Raw genomic sequence first — 25,325 nt, forward strand, 5'->3', positions numbered from 1 at the left:
AAATGGGCTCCGGGACCAGAACAAGCCACACGGCGCGGGAGGCGCCGTCAGCCATCCGAGCCCTGTAAATGCTGATCTGCCATTGCAATGTCATCACCGAGAAGGAGATCGAGCAGACGATCATCGGGCTGCTGGACCTGGACCCCTGGCAACTCATCGTGCCGGCCAAGGTCTATCACGCGATGCAAAAGCGTGGCCGCTGTTGCGGCTGTTTCCCAAATGTGGTCGAAACGATCATTCGGGTTACCGAAAATTACCACGCCCGCTCGGAGGCGAGCGGCGCCGATGTCGTTTCACACCTGGATCGCGTCAGAGGCCTGCGCGTCCAATACGGGAGCAGAACCCATGAAGGGCGAAAGTCTGATCATCGAGCGGCTTAACGAGGCGCTTTTCCTGGAGCTTGGAGCCGTCAATCAATATTGGGTGCATTTCCGTCTGCTGGAGGATTGGGGGTACACGAAGCTGGCCAAGAAGGAGCGGGCGGAATCGATCGAGGAGATGCACCACGCCGACAGGCTCATCGCCCGGATCATCTTCCTTGAAGGCCATCCGAACCTGCAGTCCGTGGCGCCGCTGCGCATCGGGCAGAATGTCAAGGAAGTGCTCGAATCCGATCTTGCCGGCGAATATGACGCGCGCACGGCCTACAAGCGTTCGCGCGAAATCTGCCATGAGGTGGGCGACTACGTGACGATGAAACTGTTTGAGGATCTGCTGGCTGACGAGGAAGGTCACATCGACTTCCTCGAGACGCAGCTCGACCTGCTCGCCTCGATCGGCGAGGAGAAGTACGGCCAGCTCAACGCCGACTCGGCCAACGAGGCGGAGTAAAGGCATGCGGGAATGCGGCGCCTGCTAGAATTATCCCGCCGCTTGCGGCGGGCCGATGGCTCGCCGTTTCACCTGAAGAGACCAGCCGGACTGGCTCGTCGGCGCTGCACCATTCTCGTGTTGGCGCTGACATCGCCCGCGATTGCCGGCGAGCTTCAGCCGGCCGGACTTGCCACGACGCGCAGCGACCTCAATGCCAAGGATCAGGCGCGCGTCACCGCCGTCACCAGGTTGACCACGGATTTCTCCAAACCCGAGCCGTTCGAACTGATGCAAGGCGGCGCCGGCACGTCTGAGAAAGACGTCAGCCGCGACGCCTTCTCGCAATCCTCGGCCAACATCAGCTTCGAGCAACAGGGCACTTTCAAGCTCGGCGACGCCCTGTTCCGCAAGAACTGGGTGTCGTCGCCATCTTCGACGCAGGCGTCGGACGGGCTGGGTCCTCTGTTCAACGAACGCGCCTGCCAGAACTGCCATCTGAAGGACGGCCGCGGTCGCCCGCCGCAAGGCGATATCGGCACCACCTCGATGTTCCTGCGGCTGGCGCGCGACGCCAGCAGCGCCGACGAAAAGTCGGCCATTGCCGACCGCGATCTGCCCAATTTCCCTGACCCGGTCTATGGGACGCAGTTGCAGGAGCTGGCCGTGCCCGGCTTGCGCGGCGAAGGCCGGATGCGCGTCGATTATCAGGAACGGCAGGTGACGCTGGCGGACGGCACGGCGGTTTCCCTGCGCAAGCCCAGCTACTCCGTCACCGATCTCGCTTATGGGCCGCTTGATCCGCGTACCACGCTGTCGCCGCGCCTGACGCCGCCGATGATCGGCCTTGGCCTGATCGAGCAGATCGCGCCGGCTGACATTCTTGCTCATGCCGATCCGGAAGACCGCGACAATGACGGCATCTCCGGCAAGCCGAACATCGTGCGTGACAGGCTGAGTGGCGAACTGACGCTTGGCCGTTTCGGCTGGAAAGCACAGACCGCGACGATCCGCCAGCAGGCGGCGGACGCCTTCGCCGGTGATATCGGCATCTCGACGCCGGAACAACCAAAGCACTGGGGCGATTGCACCACCGCAGCACAGGCAAAATGCCTGGCCATGCCGAATGGCGTGCAGGCGCGCCTCGGTCCGGTCGAGGCGCCGCCGCCAGTGATGGATCTCGTCACCTTCTATTCGCAGAACCTGGCGGTGCCGGCGCGCCGCGATCTCGCCGCGCCTGGCGCGCTCGCCGGCAAGAAGCTCTTTTACGAGATCGGCTGCGTTGCCTGCCACACACCGAAATTCGTCACTCGTCGCGATGCGCCCAACAAGGCGCAGGCCTTCCAGCTGATCTGGCCCTATTCCGATTTCCTGCTGCACGACATGGGACCCGACCTGGCCGACGGCCAGGCGGTGGGCGATGCGACGGGAAGCGAATGGCGCACCCCGCCGCTGTGGGGCATCGGCCTCACCGAAACCGTCAACGGCAATTCCTTCTTTCTGCATGATGGCCGCGCGCGCAGCCTGACCGAGGCGATCCTGTGGCATGGTGGCGAGGCGCGGAAGGCGCGCGACCGCTTTGCCGCCGCCAACGCGGCCGAGCGCGATGCGCTGGTCAAATTCCTGGAGTCACTGTGATGCTGAAGCGCTCTGCACTGGTTCTCGTTCTTCCGCTGGCTCTGCTCGGTGTTTTCCCGGCCTCGGCGGCGGTGAAAGCCTCCGACATCATCCAGCGGGCAATCGACGGCTTTGTCCGTCCGGCCTATGCCGATCTGCACCAGCATGCGGAAGCGTTGACGCATGCGATGCACAAGCTCTGTGAAGCGCCCTCGCAAGGGGAGCTGGATGCGGTGCGGGCCGAATTCTCGGCCACGGTCTATGCCTGGTCGTCGGCCGAAATCATCGGTTTCGGCCCGATCAAGGAGAACAATCGGCTGGAGCGCATCCTCTACTGGCCGGATCGCAAGAGCATAGGCCTGAAACAGGTGCAGGCGGCGCTGGCGGACAAGGATTCGACGGCGACCGATCCGAAACAACTGGCCGGCAAGAGCGTCGCCATGCAGGGGCTCGGCGCGCTGGAGTTCGTGCTTTTCGGCGACGGCGCCGACGCGCTGGCGGGCAAGGACGATCCCTATCGCTGCGCCTATGGCGCGGCGGTTGCCGGCAATATCGAAACCTTGGCCGGTGACGTCAGCGCGGCCTGGAACAAGCCGGACGGCTTTGCCGCGCTTTGGGCCAATCCGGGACCGCAGAACGCGCTCTACCGCGACGGCAACGAAGCGGTCACCGAACTGGTCGGCGTTTTCATCAACGAGCTGGAGATGGTCAGGGATGTCCGCCTGAAAGGTTTCCTTAGCGGCAAGCCGGATTCGGACAAGCCGAAACAGGCGATCTATTGGCGCTCGCAAAACACCGCCAATGCGCTGGCCGGAAATCTCGCCGGCGTCGACGCGCTGTTCCAGGCCTCGAAACTTGGCGATACGCTACCGCCCGATGCACGCTGGATGGCGGAGTCCATCCACATCCAGCTGGTCAACGGCGTCGCCACCGCGAAGTCGATCCAGGGTCCGATCGACAAGACGCTCGCCGACCCCGCGCTGCGCGAAAAGCTCGAGCATTTCGCGCTGATCACCTCCAGCCTGTCGACCCTGATCGGCACCCGGCTGACCGCCGAATTCGGCCTGACCGCCGGGTTTTCGTCATTGGATGGGGACTGAGCATGCGCACGCCGCTCATCGATCGCCGGGATTTCCTGAGGGTTGCGGGCATCGGCTTCGCTGCCGCGATGGCGCCGTCGGCCTGGGCGAAGACGCTTGCCGTCGACGCCGTCTTCGCCACCGCTTTCCTCAAGCGCGACGGCGGTTTTGGCGCCGCCGTGCTGTCCGAGGCCGGCAAGGTGCTGCATGCGATCGACCTGCCCGATCGCGGCCACGACGTCGCTTTTGATCCCCTGTCGAAGCGCTCGGTGGTCTTCGCCCGCCAGCCCGGTACCTTCGCCGTCGTTTTCGATCATTCGGGCCGTGAGGCGCCGCAGACCATCGCCAGCATCGCCGGCAGGCATTTCTTCGGCCATGGCGTGTTCTCGCCCGACGGCGCCCTGCTCTATGCCACCGAGAACGATTTCGACAATGCGGCCGGCGTTGTCGGCGTCTACGATGCACGCGCGAAATTCAGTCGCATCGGCGAATTCCCGACCTATGGCGTGGGCCCGCACGAACTCCTGCTCATGGGCGACGGCCGGACGATTGCGGTCGCCAATGGCGGCATCGAGACCCATCCCGACTATGGCCGCGCCGAGCTCAATATCGCCACCATGAAGCCGTCCTACGTGCTCATCGACCGCGTCACCGGCGACCTGATCGAAAGGCATGAATTGCCGGCTTCCCTGCACCAGCTGTCGATCCGCCACATGGATACCGACCCGTCCGGCACCGTCTGGTTTGGCTGCCAGTACCGAGGGCCGGGCACCGATCGTCCGCTGCTGGTCGGCCGCGCCGTGCGTGGCAAGGAGTTGCAGCTTGTCGACATGCCGCAGGACGTGCTGTCCGGCTTCCGCAACTATATCGGCTCGGTCGCCACCAACGCGACCGCCGGCACCGTCGCCGTCTCGTCGCCGGAAGGCAATTCGCTTGTCGTGATCGACGCGGCCAGCGGCCGGGTCGTCTCGTCCAGCGCGCTGGTCGAGGTCTGTGGCCTGGCGCCGGACGGATCGGGCTTCATGGCCACCACCGGCGCCGGCGAGATTATCGAGGGCAGCGGCGCGACACGGTCAGAGCCGGACTATGTCTGGGACAACCACATGCTGCGCATCGAACAGGTCTGACAGCGCGCTGGCGGAACCGAAGCCGCTTAACAAATTATGCTTGCGGTGGCGCGCCCTGGCGGGCACAGGGAAGTGTTTCTCGGAACCGGTCGTTTCATGAAAGTGCTTGCCATCGACTGTGCCGCCAGCCTCTGCGCCGCCTGCGTCTACGACGCGGCGGCCGGGCGGGAGCTTGGCCGCGCCGTGCTCGATCTCGGCAAGGGCCATGCCGAGCACCTGATGGCCGTCATTGCCGAGGCGCTGGACGCCGCCGCAACCGACTACCCCGGCCTTGGCGCCATTGCCGTTTCCGTCGGCCCCGGTTCCTTCACCGGCCTGCGCGTCGGTGTCTCCACGGCGCGTGGCCTGGCGCTGGCGCTGAAAATCCCGGCGATCGGCGTGACGACGCTCGAAGCTTTGGCCGCCGAGGCCGCACTGGCATTTCCCGGCCGCGCCGTGCTGGCGGCGCTGGATGCCGGTCGCGAGGAAATCCATGCAGCACTGTACGATAGAGCGTTAGTTTTGACGTACGGTCCAGCAGTGACCACGCTGCCGGAAGTCAGTGCCTTGGCGAGGGAGACCTCTGCGGCGCTTGCCGGAACTGCGGCAGTGCAGATCGCCGAATCGGTGGGCCGGCGTTCCGATATCGGGCCTCAGACGGCGACCGCTGATATTCTCACCTACGCCCGTCTGGCCGCCGCCAAAGGCGAGGGCGAAAGGCCGAAACCACTTTACCTTCGCGGCGCGGATGCAAAGCCGCAAGCCGGATTTATTCTTTCGAGGCAACAAAATTGATGCGCATACCTTTTCTGCAGCCGCGCCGCCGGGACTATGCTCTCGAGCCGCTCAGGATCACCGACAGCCCTGCGGTCTCGGTGCTGCATCGCGAGGACTTTGTCCGTCCGTGGACCGATGGCGAGTTCGCCGCCCTGCTCGAGCAGGACACCGTGTTCGGTTACGCCGCGCGCGAGACCGGGCAGGGGGCCAAGCCGCCCGTCGGCTTTGTGCTCGCCCGCCTGGCCGCCGGCGAGGGCGAGATCCTGACGGTCGCGGTGGCGCGATCGCACCGCCGCCAGGGACTGGGCTGGCAATTGATGGATGCGGTGCTGCGCGAACTGCACGCCCAGCGCGCCGAAGCGCTGTTCCTCGAGGTCGACGAGACCAATGTCGCCGCCATTGCCCTCTACCGTCGCTTGGGCTTCCGCGAAGTCGGCAAGCGCCCGGACTACTACAAGTCGCCCGATCGCGGGCCGACCGGCGCGCTTGTCATGCGCCGCGATCTTCGCTAGCCAGAGGTCGGGTAGGGCCAGGACAGCATGATCGGAAAAATCAGGATTTTCCTGGCCCTGGGCCTTGTCGTCGCCGGCTCGCTGGTCCTGGTGCCATTGCAGATCCTGTCGATGAAGACCGGCTGGTGGCCGGAAACCGTCATTCTCAAGATCTGGCACCGGCTGATCCTCAGGGCGCTCGGCATGCGCGTCCATGTCAAGGGAACGCTGTCCGACAAGCGCCCCTTGCTGGTGGCCTCCAACCACATCTCCTGGACCGACATCATGGTGCTTGGGTCCTTTGCCGATGTGAAGTTCATCGCCAGGGCCGATATGGAAGGCTGGCCGCTGATCGGCATGCTGTCGAAACTGCAGCGAACCGTCTTCATCGAGCGCGAACGCAAGCGTTCTTCCGGCGACCAGGCAAGCGAGATCGCCAGTCGCATGGCCAAGGGCGATGCCATGGTGCTGTTTGCCGAGGGGTCGACCGGCGACGGCAATGCCGTCCTGCCGTTCAAGAGCACGCTGTTCGGTGCGGCCTCGATGGCGCTTTCGGAGGGCGCGGCCGAGCAGGTGTTCATCCAGCCGGTGGCGATCGCCTATACGCGCCTGCACGGCGTGCCGCTCGGCCGCCGCCATCGGCCGATCTCGGCCTGGATCGGCGACGAGGATCTGATGCCGCACCTCAAGGTGCTGATGGCGGAGGGCGCGCTCGACGTGGAAGTGCATTTCGGCGAACCGGTCGCCTTTGCCAAGGGCTCGAACCGCAAGGAAACGGCCAGGCTGATGGAAAGCCAGGTGCGCGGGATGATGCAGGCGGCACTCGCCGATCCGCGCCCGAGCCGCTAGCCTGGATCCTGCGCCTGCGCGTGCACGCCGAGAATCGTCTGTTTTTTGTCACGGAAAGGCGTTAGAAGCCGCCGGATGGACTTGAACACGATTGAAAGCGACGACATCGGCAGTGTGGCCGGCCAGCCGGCAGTGCGCGCCAAGGCAGCGAAGAAGGTCTTCATCAAGACCTATGGCTGCCAGATGAACGTCTATGATTCACAGCGCATGGGCGATGCGCTGGCCGCCGACGGCTACACCGCGACCGATGCCATCGACGAGGCCGACCTGGTGCTGCTCAATACCTGCCACATCAGGGAGAAAGCGGCGGAGAAGGTCTATTCCGAGCTCGGCCGCATCCGCGACATGAAGGCGGAGCGCGCCATTGCCGGCCGCGAAATGCTGATCGGCGTCGCCGGCTGCGTGGCGCAGGCCGAGGGTGCCGAGATCATCAGGCGCTCGCCGGCCGTCGACCTTGTCATCGGGCCGCAGACCTATCACCGTCTGCCCGACGTGCTGGCGAGGGTGCGCGGCGGCGAGAAGATCGTCGAGACCGACTACGCCATCGAAGACAAGTTCGACCATCTGCCGCAGCCCAAGCGCGCCGAGGTCATCAAGCGCGGCGTCACCGCCTTCCTCACCGTGCAGGAAGGCTGCGACAAGTTCTGCACCTTCTGCGTGGTGCCCTATACAAGGGGCTCGGAAGTGTCGCGACCGGTGGCGCAGATCGTCGCCGAGGCCGAGCGGCTGGCGGAGGCTGGCGTGCGCGAGGTGACGCTGCTCGGCCAGAACGTCAATGCCTGGCACGGCCAGGGCGCGAATGGCGAGGAATGGGGCCTTGGCCGCCTGCTGTTCCGGCTGGCCGAAATTCCTGGACTGGCGCGGCTGCGCTACACCACGAGCCACCCGCGCGACATGGATGACGAGCTCATATCAGCCCACCGCGACCTGCCGTCGCTGATGCCTTATCTGCATCTGCCGGTGCAATCGGGGTCCGACCGCATCCTCAAGGCGATGAACCGCAGGCATACGGCCAGGGATTATCTGGCCCTGCTCGATCGCATCCGTGCCGCACGTCCCGATATCGCTTTGTCCGGTGACTTCATCGTCGGCTTCCCCGGCGAGACGGAGGCCGATTTCGAGGCGACGATGGACCTGGTGCGTCAGGTGAATTACGCCTCGGCCTTTTCGTTCAAATATTCGCCGCGCCCCGGCACGCCGGGCGCCGAAATGGCCGATCATGTGCCCGAAACAGTCAAGGACGAGCGCTTGCAGCGGCTGCAGGCACTGCTGTTGAAGCAACAGCAGGACTTCGGTTCCAGCCTGGTCGGCAGCACCATCGACACGCTGATCGAGAAGCCCGGCCGGCAGGCCGGCCAGAAGGTCGGCCGCTCACCTTGGCTGCAGCCGGTTATTGTTGATGAAAAGGCCGGCGAAATCGGTGACATTATCCAGGTGCGAATCACGAAGACGGGCTACAATAGCCTGTTCGCCGAATTGGCCTGATGGTCTCGGCAGATGAGGAGAGACGGTTGAGCGCAGCAGAGCTGAAGAACCTGCCCCCGGTACCGGCATCTGGGGCTTCTGACATGGCGCACATCGTTCTGACTTTCGACAACAACAAGCTTGCCAGCGCCCTTTACGGTCAGTTCGACGAGAACCTCGCCCGGCTCGAGCAGAAGCTCGGCGTCGACATCCGCTCGCGCGGCAACCAGCTGACCATCAAGGGGTCGGCTTCGGCCGCTGAACAGGCGCGCCGTGCCTTGGACAATCTCTATGGCATTCTGCAGAAGGGCGTCGATATCGGCCAGTCCGACGTTGACGGCGCCGTGCGCATGGCGGTCGCCGCCGACGATCAACTGACCCTGCCGACGCTGGAGCGCAAGGGCAAGGTCTCCGCTGCCCAGATCTCCACCCGCAAGAAGACCATCTATGCCCGTTCGCTGAACCAGGACGCCTATATGCGGGCCCTGGAGCGGTCGGAATTGGTGTTCGGCATCGGTCCGGCAGGCACCGGCAAGACCTATCTGGCGGTTGCGCATGCGGCGATGCTGCTCGAGCGCGGCATGGTCGAGCGCATCATCCTGTCGCGGCCGGCCGTCGAGGCCGGCGAGCGGCTGGGCTTCCTGCCCGGCGACATGAAGGAGAAGGTCGATCCCTATCTGCGGCCGCTCTATGACGCCCTCTACGACATGATGCCGGCCGACAAGGTCGAGCGCGCCATCGCTGCCGAAGTCATCGAAATCGCGCCGCTCGCCTTCATGCGCGGCCGCACGCTGGCGCATGCAGCGGTCATCCTCGACGAGGCGCAGAACACCACGCCGATGCAGATGAAGATGTTCCTGACCCGTCTCGGCGAGAATTCGCGCATGATCGTCACCGGCGATCCCACCCAGATCGACCTTCCCCCGAGCACGAAATCGGGCCTGGTCGAAGCCTTGCGCGTCCTCGACGGCGTGGCCGGCGCGGTCACCGTGCGTTTCAACGATGTCGATGTCGTTCGCCATCCGCTGGTGGCGGAAATCGTCAGGGCCTATGACCGCGACGCCAAGCTGGCGCGCGGCCTCGGCGCCGAGAATTGATTTTTGACGATGCCGCTTCATGCCTGAGGACAATTTATCCGGCGACGGGGAGCCTCCCGTCGACATCGATATATCGGTCGAAGCGGGTGACTGGCCCGATGAGGCAAGCCTGACACGGCTGGTCGATCGTGCGGTTGGCGCTGCTTTCACCGAGACCGGCGTGACTGGCCGTTCCGAACTCAGCGTCGTTTTTTCCGACGACGCTCATATACGTACGCTCAATGCCGAATGGCGGGGTAAGGACAAGCCCACCAACGTCTTGTCTTTCCCGGCTTTTCCGTTTGTACAAGGCGGCCCGCTGCCGCCGATGCTGGGCGATATCGTGCTCGCCGCCGAGACGGTTTCTCGCGAGGCGGCACTGGAAGACAAGCCAGTGCAGAACCATATCACCCATCTCGTCATCCACGGCCTGCTGCATTTGCTGGGCCATGATCACGAGACCGACGCCGAGGCCGAGGAGATGGAGGCCATCGAACGCGCAGCGCTCGCAAGACTTGCCATTCCCGATCCCTACGCGTAACTACATCTGACAATTGACCGGACGACGATGAACGACAAACCAGAGACTGCCGCCCGCCCTGACGCCGGCAGTGCGCCCAAGGCTTCCGATACGTCGGAAGAGGGATCAAGTCCGAGTACCGTTACCTCTGGTGCTGCCAGCGCCGGCAGTGCAGCCAGCGAGCCTTCGCCTGCCGGACCCTCCCTGTTCGATCGTGTTTTGGGCCTGTTCAGGCAACGTAATGGCACCAGCCTGCGCGAGGAAATCGCCGACGCTCTGGCCGAGACGGCGAGCGATGCCGGCGCCTTCTCGCCCGGCGAGCGCGCCATGCTCAACAACATCCTGCGCCTGCGTGAAGTGCGCGTCGAGGATGTCATGGTGCCGCGCGCCGATATCGAGGCGGTCGAGATCACCACGACACTCGGCGATCTCCTGGGCACCTTCGAACAATCCGGCCATTCCCGCATGCCGGTCTATTCCGAGACGCTCGATGACCCGCGCGGCATGGTCCATATCCGCGACGTGCTGGCCCACATCACCAAGCTCGCGCGCGTCAAGAAGGGGCGCACGACCAGGAAGACGCCCGTCGCCACGCAACTCGATCTTGCCCAGGTCGACCTCGCGCGCACCATCGGCGAGCTCAATCTGATCCGCCAGGTTCTGTTCGTGCCGCCCTCGATGCTTGCTTCCGACCTGATGGGCCGGATGCAGACAACGCGCACGCAGATGGCGCTGGTCATCGATGAGTATGGCGGCACGGACGGGCTTGTCTCGCTCGAGGACATTGTCGAAATGGTCGTCGGCGACATCGAGGACGAGCATGACGACGACGAGCCGATGATCACCCAGGCCGGAGACGGCGTGTTCATCGTCGACGGCAAGGCCGAGATCGACGAGGTCGCCAAGATGATCGGCGAGGATTTCGCCGCCGGCGAACATGGCGAATATGTCGACACCATCGGCGGCATGATCTTCAACACGCTCGGCCGCGTGCCGGCGCGCGGCGAGGTGGTGCAGGCCATTCCGGGCTTCGAGTTCCATGTCCTCGATGCCGATCCGCGCCGCGTCAAGCGCGTGCGCATCGTGCAAAGCCAGAAGGGCGAACGCCGTCGCCGCGCCACGGCCCGCACCGAACAGGCTTGAGTTTCCGCTGCAGATGACGGTGGACGACCCGTTCAAGCATTCAAGTCTGGGTTCCGGTGTCTTCTACAGAGATCCGCGCGCAGCGCTGGCGTGGCTCGAAGCGGCTTTCGGCTTCGAGCGCAGCATGGTGGTGAGCGATGCCGACGGCAACCTCGTCCACGCCGAGATGCGGTTCGGCGACTGCTACATCATCGTCGATTCCGAATGGAGCGATTATGTCGCGAGCCCGGCTTCGGTCTCGGGCAAGAATACGCAGTCGGTCTATGTCAGGCTCAGGGATGGCCTGGAGGCGCATTGCGAGCAGGCGCGGGCGGCTGGCGCCGACATAATCCAGGAGCCGACGGACCAGTTCTACGGCGAACGCCAATATCGGGCTCGCGATCCCGAGGGTCATGTCTGGACCTTCACCCAGCCCATCCGTTGCGTTTCCAGCGAAGAGGCCGAGCGGCTGAGCGGCCTGCGCATCGATGGCTGGCACCGTTAATGCACGTCGCCCAAAAGTCACCTCGGTTTTGGGAGAACGACATGCATAAAAACAAAGCTCTAAAGCGCGTCGCATGAATCCGTTTCAACGCGACGCCCTCCAGAGCGCGATCGGATCATCGCGGCTGACAGGCAGGCGTTTGGAGCGCGGACCGCGGCCTGATAAATCTTACGTCCTGATTCGCGCGACTCGGAAGCATGCATGGAGCGCCTGACCGGCCGGATAATTCTGCTTTGGGGTTGGCGGCGTGCGCTCCTGGCCTTTCTTGCCGGGGCGCTGGCGGTGCTTGGCCAGGCGCCCTATGATTTCTTCGCTGCCTGCTTCATCTCGTTTCCGCTGCTGGTCTGGCTGCTCGACGGCGCGACCGGCGAAGCTTCAGGCAGCCTTTTCAGACGCTTGCGGCCGGCCTTCGCCGTCGGCTGGTGGTTCGGCTTCGGCTATTTCCTCGCCGGCCTCTGGTGGATCGGCTCGGCGTTGCTGGTCGAGGCAGACGACTTTGCCTGGGCGCTGCCCTTCGCCGTGGTCGGCATTCCCTTCGCGCTCGCCTTTTTCTACGGCTTCGCGACGATGGTCGCCCGGCTTCTGTGGAGCAGCGATATCGGCCGCATCGCCGCCCTTGCCTTCGGCTTCGGGCTGATGGAGTGGCTGCGCGGCTTCCTGTTCACCGGTTTCCCCTGGAATGCCATAGGCTACGCAGCAATGCCGGTGCCTCTCCTCATGCAGAGCGTGTCGGTGACCGGCATGATCGGCATGAACGTGCTTGCCGTGTTCCTCTTTTCATTGCCGGCGCTGCTAGCGGCGCGCCGGCATCTGCGCCTGGGTGCGGTGCTGTTCGGCCTGCTTGCATCGGCCCATGTCGGTTTCGGCTACATCAGGCTTGCCGCTCCTGAAAAACCGGCGGAGCGCAGCCTCGATGTCCGCATTGTCCAACCGGCCGTCGACCTCAGTGAAAAATGGGATGCCTCGGTGCGCGACCGTATCTTCGCCACCTTGCTCGGCCTGTCCGCCAAGGCGCCGGACCCCGGTCACGCCAAGCCACAGCTCATTCTTTGGCCGGAAACCTCGGTGCCGTTCCTCTTCACCGAGCGCCCCGACGCGTTGACGGCGCTGGGCGACATGCTGGCCGATGGCCAGATGCTGATCGCCGGCGTCGTTCGCGAGGAAGGCGGCTCGGCGGCCAGCACTGACAGCCGCTATTACAATTCCGTGGTGGCGATCAACGACAGGGGCGAAATCGTCGATGCCGTCGACAAGGTCCATCTGGTGCCGTTCGGCGAGTACCTGCCTTTCGCCGACCTGCTCAACCGTTTCGGCATCGCGCAGCTTGTCGCCGGACCGGTGACGTTCGCTGCCGGCAACGAGCGCCACGCCACCACACTGCCGGGCGGCATCCGTGCCCTGCCTTTTATCTGTTACGAGGTGATCTTTCCCGATCTTGTGGCAGTTGACGCTACGTCAGCACAGCTTATTGTGAACGTTACCAATGATGCCTGGTTCGGGGACACACCGGGACCGTATCAGCATTTCAGGCAGGCCCAGATTCGCGCGGTGGAGAACGGATTGCCCTTGCTGCGTGCTGCCAACAACGGCATCTCGGCCGTCGTCGATCCACACGGACGCATCGTCGATGCACTGGGCATCGACGCGCGCGGAGCCATCGATGTGAAGGTGCCGATTGCCGGACAGACGGTCATTTCCTCGGGCCAGAGGCGCATTAACGGAATGCTGATCATGTTGCTGTTTGCGCTCGGGGGAGCGCTGTTGAGCGTAAGGCAAAGGCTACGGGTGAATTGACAGTCGACACATTAGAAACTCATACTGTATCGCCTGAAAATTTCTCGAAGTCGGTGGATCGGTCTGTTGGGGCAGTCGCCTCCGGCTTTTTTTGGGCGGGAAAAAATCACAAAGCCGAAAAAATTCGGCGAGGAAAAAATGACAGAAGAAAACAAGAAGAAACCCAATCCCATAGACATTCACGTTGGAAGCCGCATCCGGCTTCGCCGCAACATGCTCGGAATGAGCCAGGAAAAGCTGGGCGAAAATCTCGGCATCACATTTCAACAGATCCAGAAATATGAAAAGGGCACCAACCGCGTCGGCGCCAGCCGGCTGCAGGCGATAGCCTCGATACTCGGCGTGCCCGTCGCCTTCTTCTTCGAGGATGCGCCGGGCCAGGAGGCGGCGGTCGGCCGCGGCTTTTCCGAGGATGCGTCGATGGCTTTCGCCGTCGAATTCTGCGGCAGTCCCGAAGGCCTTCAGCTCAACCGGGCCTTCGTCAAGATCGCCGACGTCAAGGTCCGCCGCAGGATCATCGACCTGGTGAAGTCGCTCGCCGCCGAAGATCTCGACTGACCCTCGATGCACCTCGAACCGGCGGCATTCGCCGCCGGTGGCACAAGATATCGACATCGACAGTCGTGCCAGCATGGCGGCAACGCTTGACGAGCGACGCTTTGCCCCGCTAACACGTGGCGCGCCAAAATCGGCAGCCTGCCGATCGTTTTTCAAGAGGGGACACCCGTGACGCGGCAGAACTACTTCTTTACCTCGGAATCCGTTGCCGAGGGCCATCCCGACAAAGTCTGTGACCGGATCTCCGACGAGATTGTCGATCTGGTCTACCGTGAGGCCAAAAAGACCGGCATGGACCCATGGAAAGTCCGTGTCGCCTGCGAGACGCTCGCGACCACCAACCGCGTCGTCATCGCCGGCGAAGTGCGCGTTCCCGAGACGCTGCTGAAGAAGGACAAGGCTGGCAACATCCTCAAGGACGCCGCGGGCCACCCGGTGGTGAATCCGGCAAAATTCAAATCCGTCGCCCGCAAGGCGATCCGAGAGATCGGTTACGAGCAGGCCGGGTTCCACTGGAAGACGGCCAAGATCGAGGTTCTCCTGCACGGCCAGTCGCCCGACATCGGCCAGGGCGTCGACAACGCCGCCGACCGCCAAGGCGAGGAAGGTGCGGGCGATCAGGGCATCATGTTCGGCTATGCCTGCCGCGAGACGCCGGACCTGATGCCGGCGCCGATCTACTATAGCCACAAGATCCTCGAACTGCTGGCCGCCGCCCGCCACCAAAACAACGGCGAGGCCGGCAAGCTCGGCCCGGACGCCAAGAGCCAGGTCACCGTCCGCTACGTCGACGGCAAGGCCGCCGAGGCAACGCAGATCGTGCTGTCGACCCAGCATCTCGACGCGACGTGGGACTCCAAGAAGGTCCGCAAGGTCGTCGAACCCTACATCCGCGAGGCGCTTGGTGAGCTCAAGATCGCCGACGATTGCATGTGGTACATCAACCCGACCGGCAAGTTTGTCATCGGCGGCCCGGACGGTGACGCCGGCCTCACCGGCCGCAAGATCATCGTCGACACTTATGGTGGCGCGGCACCGCATGGCGGCGGCGCCTTCTCGGGCAAGGACACGACCAAGGTCGACCGTTCGGCAGCCTATGCAGCGCGCTATCTCGCCAAGAATGTCGTGGCGGCGAAGCTTGCCGACCGCTGCACCATCCAGCTTTCCTACGCCATCGGCGTCGCCCAGCCTCTGTCGGTCTATGTCGACCTGCACGGCACCGGCAAGGTCGACGAGGCGAAGCTCGAGGATGCGCTGCGCACGGTGATGGACCTGTCGCCGTCGGGCATCCGCCGCCACCTCGACCTCAACAAGCCGATCTATGCCAAGACGTCGTCCTACGGCCATTTCGGCCGCAAGGCCGGCCGCGACGGGTCTTTCTCCTGGGAAAAGACCGATCTCGCCAAGGCGCTCAAGGATGCTGTCGCGGCCTGAACGCTGCGACAGACCCAGCGCCGCCAGATGAGCCCGCAAGACAGGCCAAGCCGTACGACCGAAGCCTTTTTCGGTCGTCGGCGCGGCAAGCCCGTCCGTCCGCAGCAGGCGGCGGCCCTGGAAAGCGGGCTTGGCGCCTACCGGCTCGATCTGACGGCTGATGCGCCGTCGGATCTGCGCACTCTGTTTGAAAGTGACGTTTCGGCCGTCAGGCTCGAGATCGGCTTTGGCGGCGGCGAACATCTTCTGCACCGCGCCATCGAGGCGCCGACAACAGGCTTCATCGGTGTCGAGCCCTTCGTCAACGGCATGGCCAAGATGATGATGGCGGTGCGGGCAACGCCGCTGGCCAATTTGCGGGTCCATGACGATGACGCCACCCGGCTGCTCGACTGGCTGCCGCCGGCCTCGCTCGACGGCATCGATCTTCTCTATCCAGATCCATGGCCGAAAAAGAAGCACTGGAAGCGGCGTTTCGTCAGTCCGGTCAATCTCGAGCGTTTCGCGCGGGTCTTGAAACCGGGCTCAAAATTCCGCTTCGCGTCCGATATCGACACCTATGTGAACTGGACCTTGCTGCATTGCCGGGCGCATGGCGCCTTCGCATGGCAGGCGGCCGAAGCCGCCGACTGGCATCGCCCCTATGAGGGCTGGCCAGGCACGCGTTACGAGGCGAAGGCCGTTCGCGAGGGCCGGCGGCCTGCCTATCTGACCTTTGTCAGGAAATAGGCGCGCCCCTCGCCAGATTTTCAGAAACGGCCGATTCTGTTGAAGATGGCCGGATCCATGCCGAGCTTGCGCAAATCGTCGGCGCGAGGCTTGCGCCCGGCTTCCACCGAGCGTGACGCGGCAACGGCGCCGCCGAATGCGGTGAAGATCTCGCCCAAGGCGGAAAACAGTCTGCGATTGCTCATGATCTTGTCCTTTCGCGCGCCACCGCGCGCCTCTTCTGTTCGTGTCGTGGCTAACAAATAAGAGCGCTCCGCCGGCTCTCACAGGGGGATTGGCGCATGGTGGCCATGCGCCTGGAGCAATGCTGACGCTGCCAGCCCTTTTGGCGGTTCGGCACGGCGGGCTTGAAACACAGGCCATGTTCGTTTATATCAACCTCAAATTCTTGGTCGGTATGACGAAGAGTGGGTCCACCCGGTCCCGCTCTTTTTTATTACCTGCCGATAGGTTCGAAACGACAGGTACTTGATGACTGCAACGGCAAGCGAAGGTGACGACCGCATCATCCGCGAAAGCGGCATCGATGCGCGCATTGCGCTGATCGTTCAGCCGGTGCTGCGCGGCATCGGCTTTCGCCTCGTGCGGGTGCATCTGTCCGGCCAGAACGGACTGACGCTGCAGATCATGGCCGAACGCGAGGACGGCACCATGACCGTCGAGGATTGCGAAGAGGTCAGCCGCGCGGTGTCGCCGGCGCTCGACGTCGATGATCCGATCGAAAAGGCCTATCATCTCGAAGTCTCTTCGCCCGGCATCGACCGGCCGTTGGTGCGCAAATCCGATTTCGTGACCTGGACCGGTCATCTGGTGAAGATGGAAACATCGGTCATCGTCGCGGATCGCAAGCGCTTCAAGGGCAAGATCGCCGAGGCTGGTGAGAACGACGTGCTGATCGAGCGCGACAAGGCGGCCTATGGCGAGGAACCGACGGTGCGCGTGCCTTACGACGCCATTGCCGAAACCCGGCTGATCCTGACCGACGATCTCATCCGCGATGCGTTGTCGAAGGACAACAGGGCGCGCAAGGAAGCCAAGAAACGCCGCGGCGAACCGGATGACGACGCGCCCGAGGGTGCGGAAGCGGACGCCACGGAAGAACACGAACAGGAAAGTTGATTGAGCTGCCGGGCCCAAAAGTCCGGCAAACAGGCTCGGGAGAAAAAACATGGTTGTAAGCGCCAATAGACTTGAACTGCTGCAGATTGCCGACGCCGTCGCGCGTGAAAAGTCGATCGACAAGTCGATCGTCATCGCCGCCATGGCCGATGCGATCCAGAAGGCGGCGCGTTCGCGTTACGGCCAGGAAACCAACATCCGCGCCGACATCAACCCGAACACCGGCGAGATGAAGCTGCAGCGGCTGATGGAAGTGGTCGAAAAGGTTGACGACTACGCCACCCAGATCGCCATTTCCTCGGCTCGCGAGCGCAATCCCGACGCGCAGCTCGGCGACTTCATCGCCGAACAGCTGCCGCCGATGGATTTCGGCCGCATCGCCGCGCAGTCCGCCAAGCAGGTCATCGTGCAGAAGGTGCGCGAGGCCGAGCGCGACCGCCAGTATGACGAATACAAGGACCGCATCGGCGAGATCGTCAACGGCACCGTCAAGCGTGTCGAATATGGCAATGTCATCGTCGATCTCGGCCGTGGCGAGGCGATCATCCGCCGCGACGAGCTCATTCCGCGCGAAAACTACAAATATGGCGACCGCGTCCGCGCCTATGTCTACGACGTGCGCCGCGAGCAGCGCGGCCCGCAGATCTTCCTGTCGCGTACGCATCCGCAGTTCATGGCCAAGTTGTTCACCATGGAAGTGCCGGAAATCTATGACGGCATCATCGAGATCAAGTCGGTCGCCCGCGACCCGGGCTCGCGCGCCAAGATCGCCGTCATCTCGCGTGATAGTTCGATCGATCCGGTCGGCGCCTGCGTCGGTATGCGCGGCAGCCGTGTCCAGGCCGTCGTCGGCGAATTGCAGGGTGAGAAGATCGACATCATTCCGTGGTCGCCCTCGGCCGCCTCCTTCATCGTCAATGCGCTGCAGCCGGCGGAAGTCGCCAAGGTCGTGCTCGACGAGGATGCCGAGCGTATCGAAGTGGTGGTTCCCGACGATCAGCTGTCGCTGGCCATCGGCCGCCGCGGCCAGAACGTGCGTCTCGCCTCGCAGCTCACCGGCTGGGATATCGACATCCTGACCGAGGCCGAGGAATCCGAGCGCCGCCAGAAGGAATTCGTCGAGCGCTCGGCGCTGTTCATGGAAGCCCTCGATGTCGACGAGATGGTCGGCCAGGTGCTGGCCTCCGAAGGCTTCACCAGCGTCGAGGAGGTCGCCTATGTCGACGCCGGCGAAATCGCCTCGATCGACGGCTTCGACGACGACACCGCTTCCGAAATCCAGACCCGCGCCCGCGAGTACCTCGAAAAGATCGAGGCCGAGCACGACGAGAAGCGCAAGGCGCTGGGCGTCAAGGACGAACTGCGCGAAATCCCCGGCATCACCACCGCCATGATGGTGACGCTCGGTGAGGATGGTGTGAAGACGATCGAGGATTTCGCCGGCTATGCCGCCGACGACCTGACCGGTTGGAAGGAACGCAAGGACGGCGAGACCAAGGTCTATCCGGGCGTGCTGGCCAATCACGGTGTTTCGCGCGCCGATGCCGAACAGATGGTGCTCAACGCCCGTCTCAAGGCCGGCTGGATTTCCGAAGACGAGCTTGCGGCCGAAGAAGCATCGGCTGACGAAGCCGTTGGTGCGTGAGGTGAAACCGCATCGCACACAACCCGCCCTTGGACGAGATGAACGATCGCACCTGCATCGTTACCCGCAAGCAGGCCGAACCGGATGAACTGATCCGGTTCGTCGTCGGCCCGGATTCGGCCGTCGTTCCCGATCTCAAGAGAAATCTGCCCGGCCGCGGTTGCTGGGTGAGTGCCGACCGCCTACATATTGAGAAGGCGGCGGCCAAGAACCTTTTTGCCCGCGCCTTCAAGGCACAGGTGGTTGTGCCGTCGGATCTTGGCGGCATGGTCGATGGGCTGCTTTCCAGATCCGCTCTGGGCATGTTGGGTCTCGCCCGCAAGGCAGGCGCAATTTCTCTTGGCGCCACCAAGGTTGAGAGTGCCGTGCGCGGCGGACTGGCGCTTTTCGTGCTCCACGCGACCGAAGCGTCGGACGATGGCGTGCGCAAGATCAGCCAGGCGCGGCGGGCGACCGTCCATATCGGCGGCCCTTCCATCCTTGCCTACAAACTTTTCTCCGAGGCCGAGTTGAGCTTGGCATTGGGGGGTACAAATGTGATACATGCTGCCGTCCTCGCGGGAGACGCGGGTAAGGCGGTCCAGAAGCGCATGGTTGCGCTCGACCGGTATCGGGGCGGTACCCCGGACGATCTGGCAATGCTTGCGGCCGTTGCTGACGAAGATGAGGCCGCAGAGGATATGGAATGAGCGATACGAAATCGGGCGACGACAAGACGTTGAGTGTTACACCTAAGAAGACCTTGACGCTGAAGCGCCCCGGCATGGAACAGGGCACCGTGCGCCAGAACTTCTCGCATGGCCGTACCAAGTCGGTCGTGGTCGAGACCAAGAAGCGCAAATTCTCGCTGCCCGGCGACAAGCCGGAGCCGGCTGCCGCGGCCCCTGTGCCCGTCTTCACGCCGAAGCCGCCGGTCGCGGCGGCCCCCGTCGTGCAGGAAGCGCCGAAGGCTGCGCCTCCGCCTGCCCCGCCGGCTCCGGTCGAGCGCAGCGGCATGGTGCTGAACGAACTGTCGCGCAGCGAAATGGAAGCCCGCCGCAGGGCGCTGGAAGGGTCCAAGGTCCGCGAGGTCGAAGACCGTCAGCGCGCCGCCGAGGAAGCCAAGCGCCGGGCCGAGGACGAAGAGCGCCGCAAGCGCGAGCGCGAGGAATCCGCACGCCGCCAGGCCGAGGAAGAGGCACGGCTGCAGGCCGAGGCCGAATCGCGCCGCCGTGCCGAGGAAGAAGCACGCCGCCGCGCGCCGCTGGCCGCGGAACTGGCAACGGCGGACGAAGAAGAGGTCAAGCCGAAGCGGGCTGGCGCGGGCGCGCCGGTGCGTCGCCTGGTCACGCCCGAAGTGGCGCGTCCGGCCAAGCCGACCAAGGGCGAGGAAGATCGTCGCCGTGGCAAGCTGACGCTGAATTCCGCGCTTTCCGACGAGGATGCGCGGGCCCGTTCGCTGTCGTCGATGCGTCGCCGTCAGGAGAAGTTCAAGCGCGCGATGCACAATGAGCCGCGCGAGAAAGTCATGCGCGAAGTGATCCTGCCCGAGACCATCACCATCCAGGAACTGGCGCAGCGCATGTCCGAACGTGCGGTCGATGTGGTCAAGTTCTTCATGAAGCAGGGTCAGATCCTGAAGCCTGGCGACGTCATCGACGCCGACACGGCCGAACTGGTCGCCACCGAATTCGGCCACACGGTCCGCCGCGTCGCCGAATCCGACATCGAGGAAGGCCTGTTCAACATCGCCGACAACGCCGAGGACCTGGTGCCGCGTCCGCCGGTCGTGACCATCATGGGCCACGTCGACCACGGCAAGACCTCGCTGCTCGATGCCATCCGCAACGCCAATGTCGTCTCCGGCGAGGCCGGCGGCATCACCCAGCATATCGGCGCCTATCAGGTCGAGAAGAACGGTCAGAAGATCACCTTCATCGACACGCCCGGCCACGCTGCCTTCACGGCGATGCGTGCCCGCGGCGCCCAGGCCACCGACATCGCTATCCTGGTGGTGGCGGCCGACGACAGCGTCATGCCGCAGACGATCGAATCGATCAGCCATGCCAAGGCCGCCGGCGTTCCGATCATCGTGGCCATCAACAAGATCGACAAGCATGACGCCGATCCGCAGAAGGTGCGCTCCGAACTGCTGCGCCATGAGGTCTTCGTCGAATCGATGGGCGGTGAAGTGCTTGACGTCGAAGTGTCGGCGACCAAGGGCACCAATCTCGACAAGCTGCTGGAGGCGATCCTGCTGCAGGCCGAAATCCTCGACCTGAAGGCCAATCCGGACCGTACCGCCGAGGGTGTCGTCATCGAAGCGCAACTCGACAAGGGCCGTGGCCCCGTCGCCACCGTGCTGGTGCAGACCGGCACCTTGATGCCGGGCGACATCCTCGTCGCCGGCAACGAATGGGGTCGCGTACGCGCTCTGGTCAACGATCGCGGCGAGCAGATCAAGGAAGCGCCGCCGGCGATGCCGGTCGAGGTGCTCGGCCTTCAGGGCACACCACAGGCCGGCGACCGCTTCGCCGTGGTCAACAACGAGGCCCGCGCTCGCGAGATCACCGAGTATCGCCAGCGTCTGGCGCGCGAGAAGGCGGTGGCCAAGCATGCCGGCCAGCGCGGCTCGCTCGAACAGATGATGTCGCAGTTGCAGACGAGCGGGTTGAAGGAATTCCCGCTGGTCATCAAGGGTGACGTGCAGGGTTCGATCGAGGCGATCAATGCCGCGTTGGACAAGCTCGGCACCGACGAGGTGCGTGCGCGCATCGTCCATGCTGGCGCCGGCGCCATCACCGAAAGCGACGTCTCGCTGGCGGAAACGTCTGGTGCGGCAATCATCGGCTTCAACGTCCGTGCCAACGCACAGGCACGTGCCGCGGCAGCCGCCGCGGGCATCGAAATCCGCTACTACTCGATCATCTACAACCTGGTAGATGATGTGAAGGCGGCTTTGTCGGGCCTGCTGTCGCCGGAGCGTCGCGAGACCTTCATCGGCAATGCCGAGATCCTCGAGATCTTCGACATCACCAAGGTCGGCAAGATCGCCGGCTGCCGTGTCACCGAAGGCAAGGTCGAGCGTGGCGCGGGCGTGCGCCTGATCCGCGACAACGTCGTCATTCACGAAGGCACGCTGAAGACGCTGAAGCGCTTCAAGGACGAGGTTTCGGAAGTCCCCGGCGGCCAGGAGTGCGGCATGGCCTTCCAGAACTACGAGGACATGCGCGTCGGCGACGTCATCGAGTGCTTCCGCGTCGAGATGGTGACCCGGACGCTCTGAGTTCACGTGACTTGTCCATGCCAGGCGGTGGTCGAAAGACCGTCGCCTGGAGTTTATTGTGAAATTGCGCATCGTGCTTTTCGAAACCGAATTCGATTTCGGGCCGATGCGTTGACATATGAGACATGCGGCACGGTCCTATCCCGTGCCTCACGCTTTCAGGATTGAGAAAAATGCCCCGTCCAACCACATCCAGCCCGTCCCAGCGTATGCTGCGCGTTGCCGAACAGGTGCGCCACGCGCTGTCCGAAACGTTGCAGCGCGGGGAGATCATCGATCCGCTGATCGAAAATACCGTTGTGTCGGTCTCGGAAGTGCGCATGTCGCCCGACCTGAGGGTTGCCACCGCTTTCGTTTCGCCGCTTGGCGCCAAGGACGCGAATGCTGTTGTGGAGGCGTTGAACAGGCATGCGAAATTCGTCCGCGGCCGTGTCTCCGGCGCTCTGCGGCAGATGAAGTTCATGCCGGAGTTCCGCTTCAAGCTCGACACCTCCTTCGACAATTTCGCCAGGATCAACGATCTGCTGAAGTCGCCTGAAGTGGCGCGCGATCTCGATGCGGACGACGACAAGACCAGAGACGACAGGGCCAGAGACGACAAGGCCAAAGACGACAGGGACAGCGAATAATGGGGCGCCGCGGCAAGAAGAAGGGCCGGCCGGTCTCCGGCTGGGTGGTGCTGGACAAGCCCGTGGGCATGGGCTCGACCGAGGCCGTGTCCAAGATCAAATGGCTGTTCCAGGCGGAAAAGGCCGGTCATGCCGGCACGCTCGATCCGTTGGCCTCCGGCATGCTGCCGATCGCGCTCGGTGAAGCCACCAAGACCGTCCCCTATGTGCAGGATGGCGCCAAGATCTACCGCTTCACCGTCGCCTGGGGGCAGGAGCGCTCGACCGACGACCTTGAAGGACCGGTGACGAAGAGTTCAGACCTGCGTCCGGCGGAGACCGAGGTCAAGGCGCTGCTGCCGAAATACACCGGCGTCATCATGCAGACGCCGCCGCAATTTTCGGCCATCAAGATCGCGGGCGAACGCGCCTACGACCTCGCCCGCGAAGGTGAGACAGTCGATATTCCCGCGCGCGAGATCGAGATCGGCCGCCTCGACGTGGTCGAACACCACGCCGACCATACCGTTTTCGAGGTCGAATGCGGCAAGGGCACCTATGTGCGTTCCCTGGCCCGTGACATGGGCCGCGATCTCGGCTGCTTCGGCCATATCAGCAATTTGCGCCGGGTCGAGGTCGAGCCGTTTACATCGGAGGATTTCGTCACCATCGCCGAGCTGGAAGCGGCCCGTTTCGGTGTGCAAGGCGAGGACAAGCCGGAGCCTGCCGACGACGCCGATGCGATTGACGTGCCGGTGGACTTCGGCGCGATCGACGCGCTTCTTGTCGACACGTCGGCGGCTCTCGACTGCCTGCCGCAGATCGCCATCAGCGACGATGCGGCGACCAAGATCCGCCTCGGCAATCCGGTCATCATTCGCGGCCGCGATGCGCCTGTCGAGGCCGAGGAAGCCTGCGCGACGGCTCGCGGCAAGCTGGTGGCCATCGGCGCGATCGAACAAGGCATGTTCAAGCCCAAGCGGGTCTTTGCCGGTTGACGGCTCTCGGCTAACTTCACATCGACTCTACGCTCGAGGGGCACATGGCAAAGGCCGAGGCGGTGAAGAAGCGGGCGCCTGTAAAGATGAGGCGGCCGCCGGTAGGCGCTTCGCCGGGCACGCTGATCGCCGATCCGGCGGCGCGACGCTCCGAATTGCGGCTGACCTTGATCTCGCCGCAGAAGTTCAAGACCATCGACAATGCCAGCATCGACGATGTCGAGGCCAATTGCCACAAATGGCCGGTGATCTGGCTCGACTGCACCGGCCTCGCCAACATCCAGCTGATCAAGGAGATCGGCCGCATCTTCAGCCTGCATCCGCTGGCGCTGGAGGATGTCGTCAACACCGGCCAGCGGCCCAAGGTCGACTTCTTCGAGGATCATGCCTTCGTCGTCGTGCGCATGATCGACGATGTCACCGCGCATCGCTACGAGCAGATCGCCGTCTTCGTCGGAGAGAACTTCGTCGTCACTTTTCAGGAGCGCGAGGGCGATCCGTTCGACCCGGTGCGCAAGCGCATCGAGAGTTCGGCGCCCAACCGCTTGCGCACGCGCGGCGCCGACTATCTGGCCTACGCGTTGATCGACGCCATCGTCGACAGCTATTTCCCGCCGATCGAGGCGGCCGGCGACCTGGTCGACGGCATCGAGGATGAGATGCTGCATTCGCCGCACAAGCATCAGATGCGGCAACTGCACGAATTGCGGCGCGACGCCAACGTGCTGAAGGGCGTGCTGTGGCCGATGCGCGATGCATTGGCGACGCTGATCCGCAACGACGTGCCCTATGTTGGAGCCGAGACCAAGGTCTTCCTCAATGACACGCTCGACCACTCACTCAGGCTGATCGAACTGGTCGAGACCCAGCGCGACATGCTGACCGGGCTGATCGAGATGCATCTGTCGCTGAGCCAGGCGCGCACCAACGACGTCATCAGCTATCTCACCATCGTCTCGGTCATCTTCATGCCGCTCACCTTCCTGGTCGGCGTCTGGGGCATGAATTTCAGTCCCGATACCTCGCCATGGAACATGCCGGAGCTGCGGTCTTACTATGGCTATCCGGCGGCACTCGTCTTCATGCTGCTTGTCGCGGTCGGCTTGATTGCCTTCTTCAAATGGAAGAAATGGCTCTGACGCCGATAAAACCGGGCATTTGGGGCTGAAAAGCCGGCTTGGTGAATTGGGCTGGTGTTTTGCCGGGAATTGCACTATATGCGCCGCAGCATAGCGCCACGACGCTTTGCTTGCACCGGCCCCTGCTGGACGACATCCCGGCTGAGGGCGACCCGTTTCCTCAAACAGATAAGGAAAAACACGATGTCGATTACTGCCGAGCGCAAGAAGGAATTGATGGGTGAATTCGCGACCGCCAAGGGCGATACCGGGTCTCCGGAAGTCCAGGTGGCCATCCTTTCCGAGCGCATCAAGAACCTGACCGACCATTTCAAGGACCACAAGAAGGATAACCATTCCCGCCGTGGTCTGCTCGCTCTCGTGTCCCAGCGCCGCAGCCTGCTTGATTACCTCAAGCGCAAGGACGACGCGCGCTATCAGACACTGATCGAGAAGCTCGGTCTGCGCCGTTGACGAATTGACCGGCGGGCTCCCTCAAGGAGTCCGCCGGTCGCGCATTCGAGCACCGGACCAATCCGATCTCGAATGCAGGACTGGAGCGCCGCGCAGCCCATCGGGATGCCGGACGGACGCTCCGAAAAGTTGAATTGCGCATGACGCGTTCCGTAAGCCGTGGGTTT

Annotated in this window: 26 protein-coding genes; 25 read left to right on the forward strand and 1 reads right to left on the reverse strand. The window is 63.7% G+C overall.

What is annotated here, in order from left to right; genetic code table 11:
* Window positions 1-68 precede the first annotated feature (68 nt).
* From CK228_RS06375 to CK228_RS06460, 17 genes are all read left to right on the forward strand, one after another.
* Window positions 69-380 (forward strand): (2Fe-2S)-binding protein, encoded by a 312-nt coding sequence (locus tag CK228_RS06375; protein ID WP_095771809.1) that lies wholly within the window; start codon window positions 69-71, stop codon window positions 378-380.
* Entirely contained in the window at window positions 346-831 is a 486-nt protein-coding gene (gene bfr / locus CK228_RS06380) for a bacterioferritin (protein WP_019863056.1), read from the forward strand. The genes CK228_RS06375 and bfr overlap by 35 nt, the downstream gene beginning before the upstream one ends.
* A 12-nt stretch (window positions 832-843) precedes the next feature.
* On the forward strand, window positions 844-2,448 hold the full coding sequence (locus tag CK228_RS06385; RefSeq protein ID WP_095787272.1) for a di-heme oxidoredictase family protein: 1,605 nt from the start codon (window positions 844-846) through the stop codon (window positions 2,446-2,448).
* Window positions 2,448-3,527: an imelysin family protein gene (locus tag CK228_RS06390; RefSeq protein ID WP_095787273.1), complete on the forward strand. Its 1,080-nt coding sequence runs from the start codon at window positions 2,448-2,450 to the stop codon at window positions 3,525-3,527. The genes CK228_RS06385 and CK228_RS06390 overlap by 1 nt, the downstream gene beginning before the upstream one ends.
* A 2-nt stretch (window positions 3,528-3,529) precedes the next feature.
* Window positions 3,530-4,633 carry a DUF1513 domain-containing protein gene (locus tag CK228_RS06395; RefSeq protein WP_095787274.1) on the forward strand — a complete coding sequence of 368 codons (1,104 nt, stop codon included), beginning with the start codon at window positions 3,530-3,532 and terminating at the stop codon, window positions 4,631-4,633.
* A gap of 96 nt (window positions 4,634-4,729) precedes the next feature.
* Window positions 4,730-5,407 (forward strand): tRNA (adenosine(37)-N6)-threonylcarbamoyltransferase complex dimerization subunit type 1 TsaB, encoded by a 678-nt coding sequence (tsaB, locus tag CK228_RS06400; protein ID WP_095787275.1) that lies wholly within the window; start codon window positions 4,730-4,732, stop codon window positions 5,405-5,407.
* Window positions 5,407-5,901 (forward strand): ribosomal protein S18-alanine N-acetyltransferase, encoded by a 495-nt coding sequence (gene rimI / locus CK228_RS06405; protein WP_010913305.1) that lies wholly within the window; start codon window positions 5,407-5,409, stop codon window positions 5,899-5,901. The genes tsaB and rimI overlap by 1 nt, the downstream gene beginning before the upstream one ends.
* 27 nt (window positions 5,902-5,928) lie before the next feature.
* Complete coding sequence (locus CK228_RS06410; RefSeq protein WP_095771814.1) at window positions 5,929-6,729, forward strand: 1-acyl-sn-glycerol-3-phosphate acyltransferase; 801 nt, start codon at window positions 5,929-5,931, stop codon at window positions 6,727-6,729.
* Window positions 6,730-6,804: 75 nt separating this feature from the next.
* Window positions 6,805-8,214 carry a tRNA (N6-isopentenyl adenosine(37)-C2)-methylthiotransferase MiaB gene (gene miaB, locus CK228_RS06415; protein ID WP_095771815.1) on the forward strand — a complete coding sequence of 470 codons (1,410 nt, stop codon included), beginning with the start codon at window positions 6,805-6,807 and terminating at the stop codon, window positions 8,212-8,214.
* A gap of 83 nt (window positions 8,215-8,297) precedes the next feature.
* Window positions 8,298-9,290 (forward strand): PhoH family protein, encoded by a 993-nt coding sequence (locus CK228_RS06420; RefSeq protein WP_245318074.1) that lies wholly within the window; start codon window positions 8,298-8,300, stop codon window positions 9,288-9,290.
* Between the two features lie 19 nt (window positions 9,291-9,309).
* Window positions 9,310-9,810: an rRNA maturation RNase YbeY gene (gene ybeY / locus CK228_RS06425; RefSeq protein ID WP_095771817.1), complete on the forward strand. Its 501-nt coding sequence runs from the start codon at window positions 9,310-9,312 to the stop codon at window positions 9,808-9,810.
* Window positions 9,811-9,837: 27 nt separating this feature from the next.
* Window positions 9,838-10,932, forward strand: a complete 1,095-nt coding sequence (locus CK228_RS06430) for a hemolysin family protein (protein WP_095771818.1) — start codon at window positions 9,838-9,840, stop codon at window positions 10,930-10,932.
* Between the two features lie 13 nt (window positions 10,933-10,945).
* The gene (locus tag CK228_RS06435) at window positions 10,946-11,416 is read left to right on the forward strand and encodes a VOC family protein (protein WP_095787276.1); all 471 of its coding nucleotides are present in this window, start codon (window positions 10,946-10,948) and stop codon (window positions 11,414-11,416) included.
* Between the two features lie 201 nt (window positions 11,417-11,617).
* Entirely contained in the window at window positions 11,618-13,210 is a 1,593-nt protein-coding gene (gene lnt, locus CK228_RS06445) for an apolipoprotein N-acyltransferase (RefSeq protein WP_095787277.1), read from the forward strand.
* Between the two features lie 138 nt (window positions 13,211-13,348).
* Window positions 13,349-13,768 (forward strand): helix-turn-helix transcriptional regulator, encoded by a 420-nt coding sequence (locus CK228_RS06450; RefSeq protein WP_095787343.1) that lies wholly within the window; start codon window positions 13,349-13,351, stop codon window positions 13,766-13,768.
* A 168-nt stretch (window positions 13,769-13,936) separates the two neighbouring features.
* The gene (metK, locus tag CK228_RS06455) at window positions 13,937-15,202 is read left to right on the forward strand and encodes a methionine adenosyltransferase (RefSeq protein WP_095771821.1); all 1,266 of its coding nucleotides are present in this window, start codon (window positions 13,937-13,939) and stop codon (window positions 15,200-15,202) included.
* A 27-nt stretch (window positions 15,203-15,229) separates the two neighbouring features.
* Entirely contained in the window at window positions 15,230-15,931 is a 702-nt protein-coding gene (locus CK228_RS06460) for a tRNA (guanosine(46)-N(7))-methyltransferase TrmB (RefSeq protein ID WP_095771822.1), read from the forward strand.
* Between the two features lie 20 nt (window positions 15,932-15,951).
* On the opposite strand, the gene CK228_RS35195 is transcribed toward CK228_RS06460, so the two are convergent.
* Window positions 15,952-16,116: a hypothetical protein gene (locus CK228_RS35195; RefSeq protein WP_095771969.1), complete on the reverse strand. Its 165-nt coding sequence runs from the start codon at window positions 16,114-16,116 to the stop codon at window positions 15,952-15,954.
* A gap of 286 nt (window positions 16,117-16,402) precedes the next feature.
* Here CK228_RS35195 and rimP point away from each other — a divergent pair, with 286 nt between their 5' ends.
* The 8 genes from rimP to rpsO all read left to right on the forward strand — a co-directional run bounded on the left by rimP (window position 16,403) and on the right by rpsO (window position 25,158).
* A complete protein-coding gene (gene rimP / locus CK228_RS06470) occupies window positions 16,403-17,050 on the forward strand; it encodes a ribosome maturation factor RimP (RefSeq protein ID WP_095771823.1) in 648 nt (215 codons plus the stop codon).
* A gap of 49 nt (window positions 17,051-17,099) precedes the next feature.
* Window positions 17,100-18,695, forward strand: a complete 1,596-nt coding sequence (nusA, locus tag CK228_RS06475; RefSeq protein WP_010913320.1) for a transcription termination factor NusA — start codon at window positions 17,100-17,102, stop codon at window positions 18,693-18,695.
* 38 nt (window positions 18,696-18,733) lie between these two features.
* Complete coding sequence (locus CK228_RS06480) at window positions 18,734-19,384, forward strand: RNA-binding protein (RefSeq protein ID WP_095771825.1); 651 nt, start codon at window positions 18,734-18,736, stop codon at window positions 19,382-19,384.
* Window positions 19,381-21,960, forward strand: coding sequence for a translation initiation factor IF-2 (infB, locus tag CK228_RS06485; protein WP_095787278.1), 2,580 nt, complete (start codon window positions 19,381-19,383; stop codon window positions 21,958-21,960). The genes CK228_RS06480 and infB overlap by 4 nt, the downstream gene beginning before the upstream one ends.
* A 173-nt stretch (window positions 21,961-22,133) precedes the next feature.
* Window positions 22,134-22,589 (forward strand): 30S ribosome-binding factor RbfA, encoded by a 456-nt coding sequence (rbfA, locus tag CK228_RS06490; protein WP_095787279.1) that lies wholly within the window; start codon window positions 22,134-22,136, stop codon window positions 22,587-22,589.
* A complete protein-coding gene (truB, locus tag CK228_RS06495) occupies window positions 22,589-23,566 on the forward strand; it encodes a tRNA pseudouridine(55) synthase TruB (protein WP_095787280.1) in 978 nt (325 codons plus the stop codon). The genes rbfA and truB overlap by 1 nt, the downstream gene beginning before the upstream one ends.
* 44 nt (window positions 23,567-23,610) lie before the next feature.
* A complete protein-coding gene (gene corA / locus CK228_RS06500; protein WP_095787281.1) occupies window positions 23,611-24,705 on the forward strand; it encodes a magnesium/cobalt transporter CorA in 1,095 nt (364 codons plus the stop codon).
* Between the two features lie 78 nt (window positions 24,706-24,783).
* Entirely contained in the window at window positions 24,784-25,158 is a 375-nt protein-coding gene (rpsO, locus tag CK228_RS06505; protein ID WP_269465810.1) for a 30S ribosomal protein S15, read from the forward strand.
* Window positions 25,159-25,325 lie beyond the last annotated feature (167 nt).

Source organism: Mesorhizobium sp. WSM4312, assembly GCF_002294875.1.
GTDB lineage: Bacteria > Pseudomonadota > Alphaproteobacteria > Rhizobiales > Rhizobiaceae > Mesorhizobium.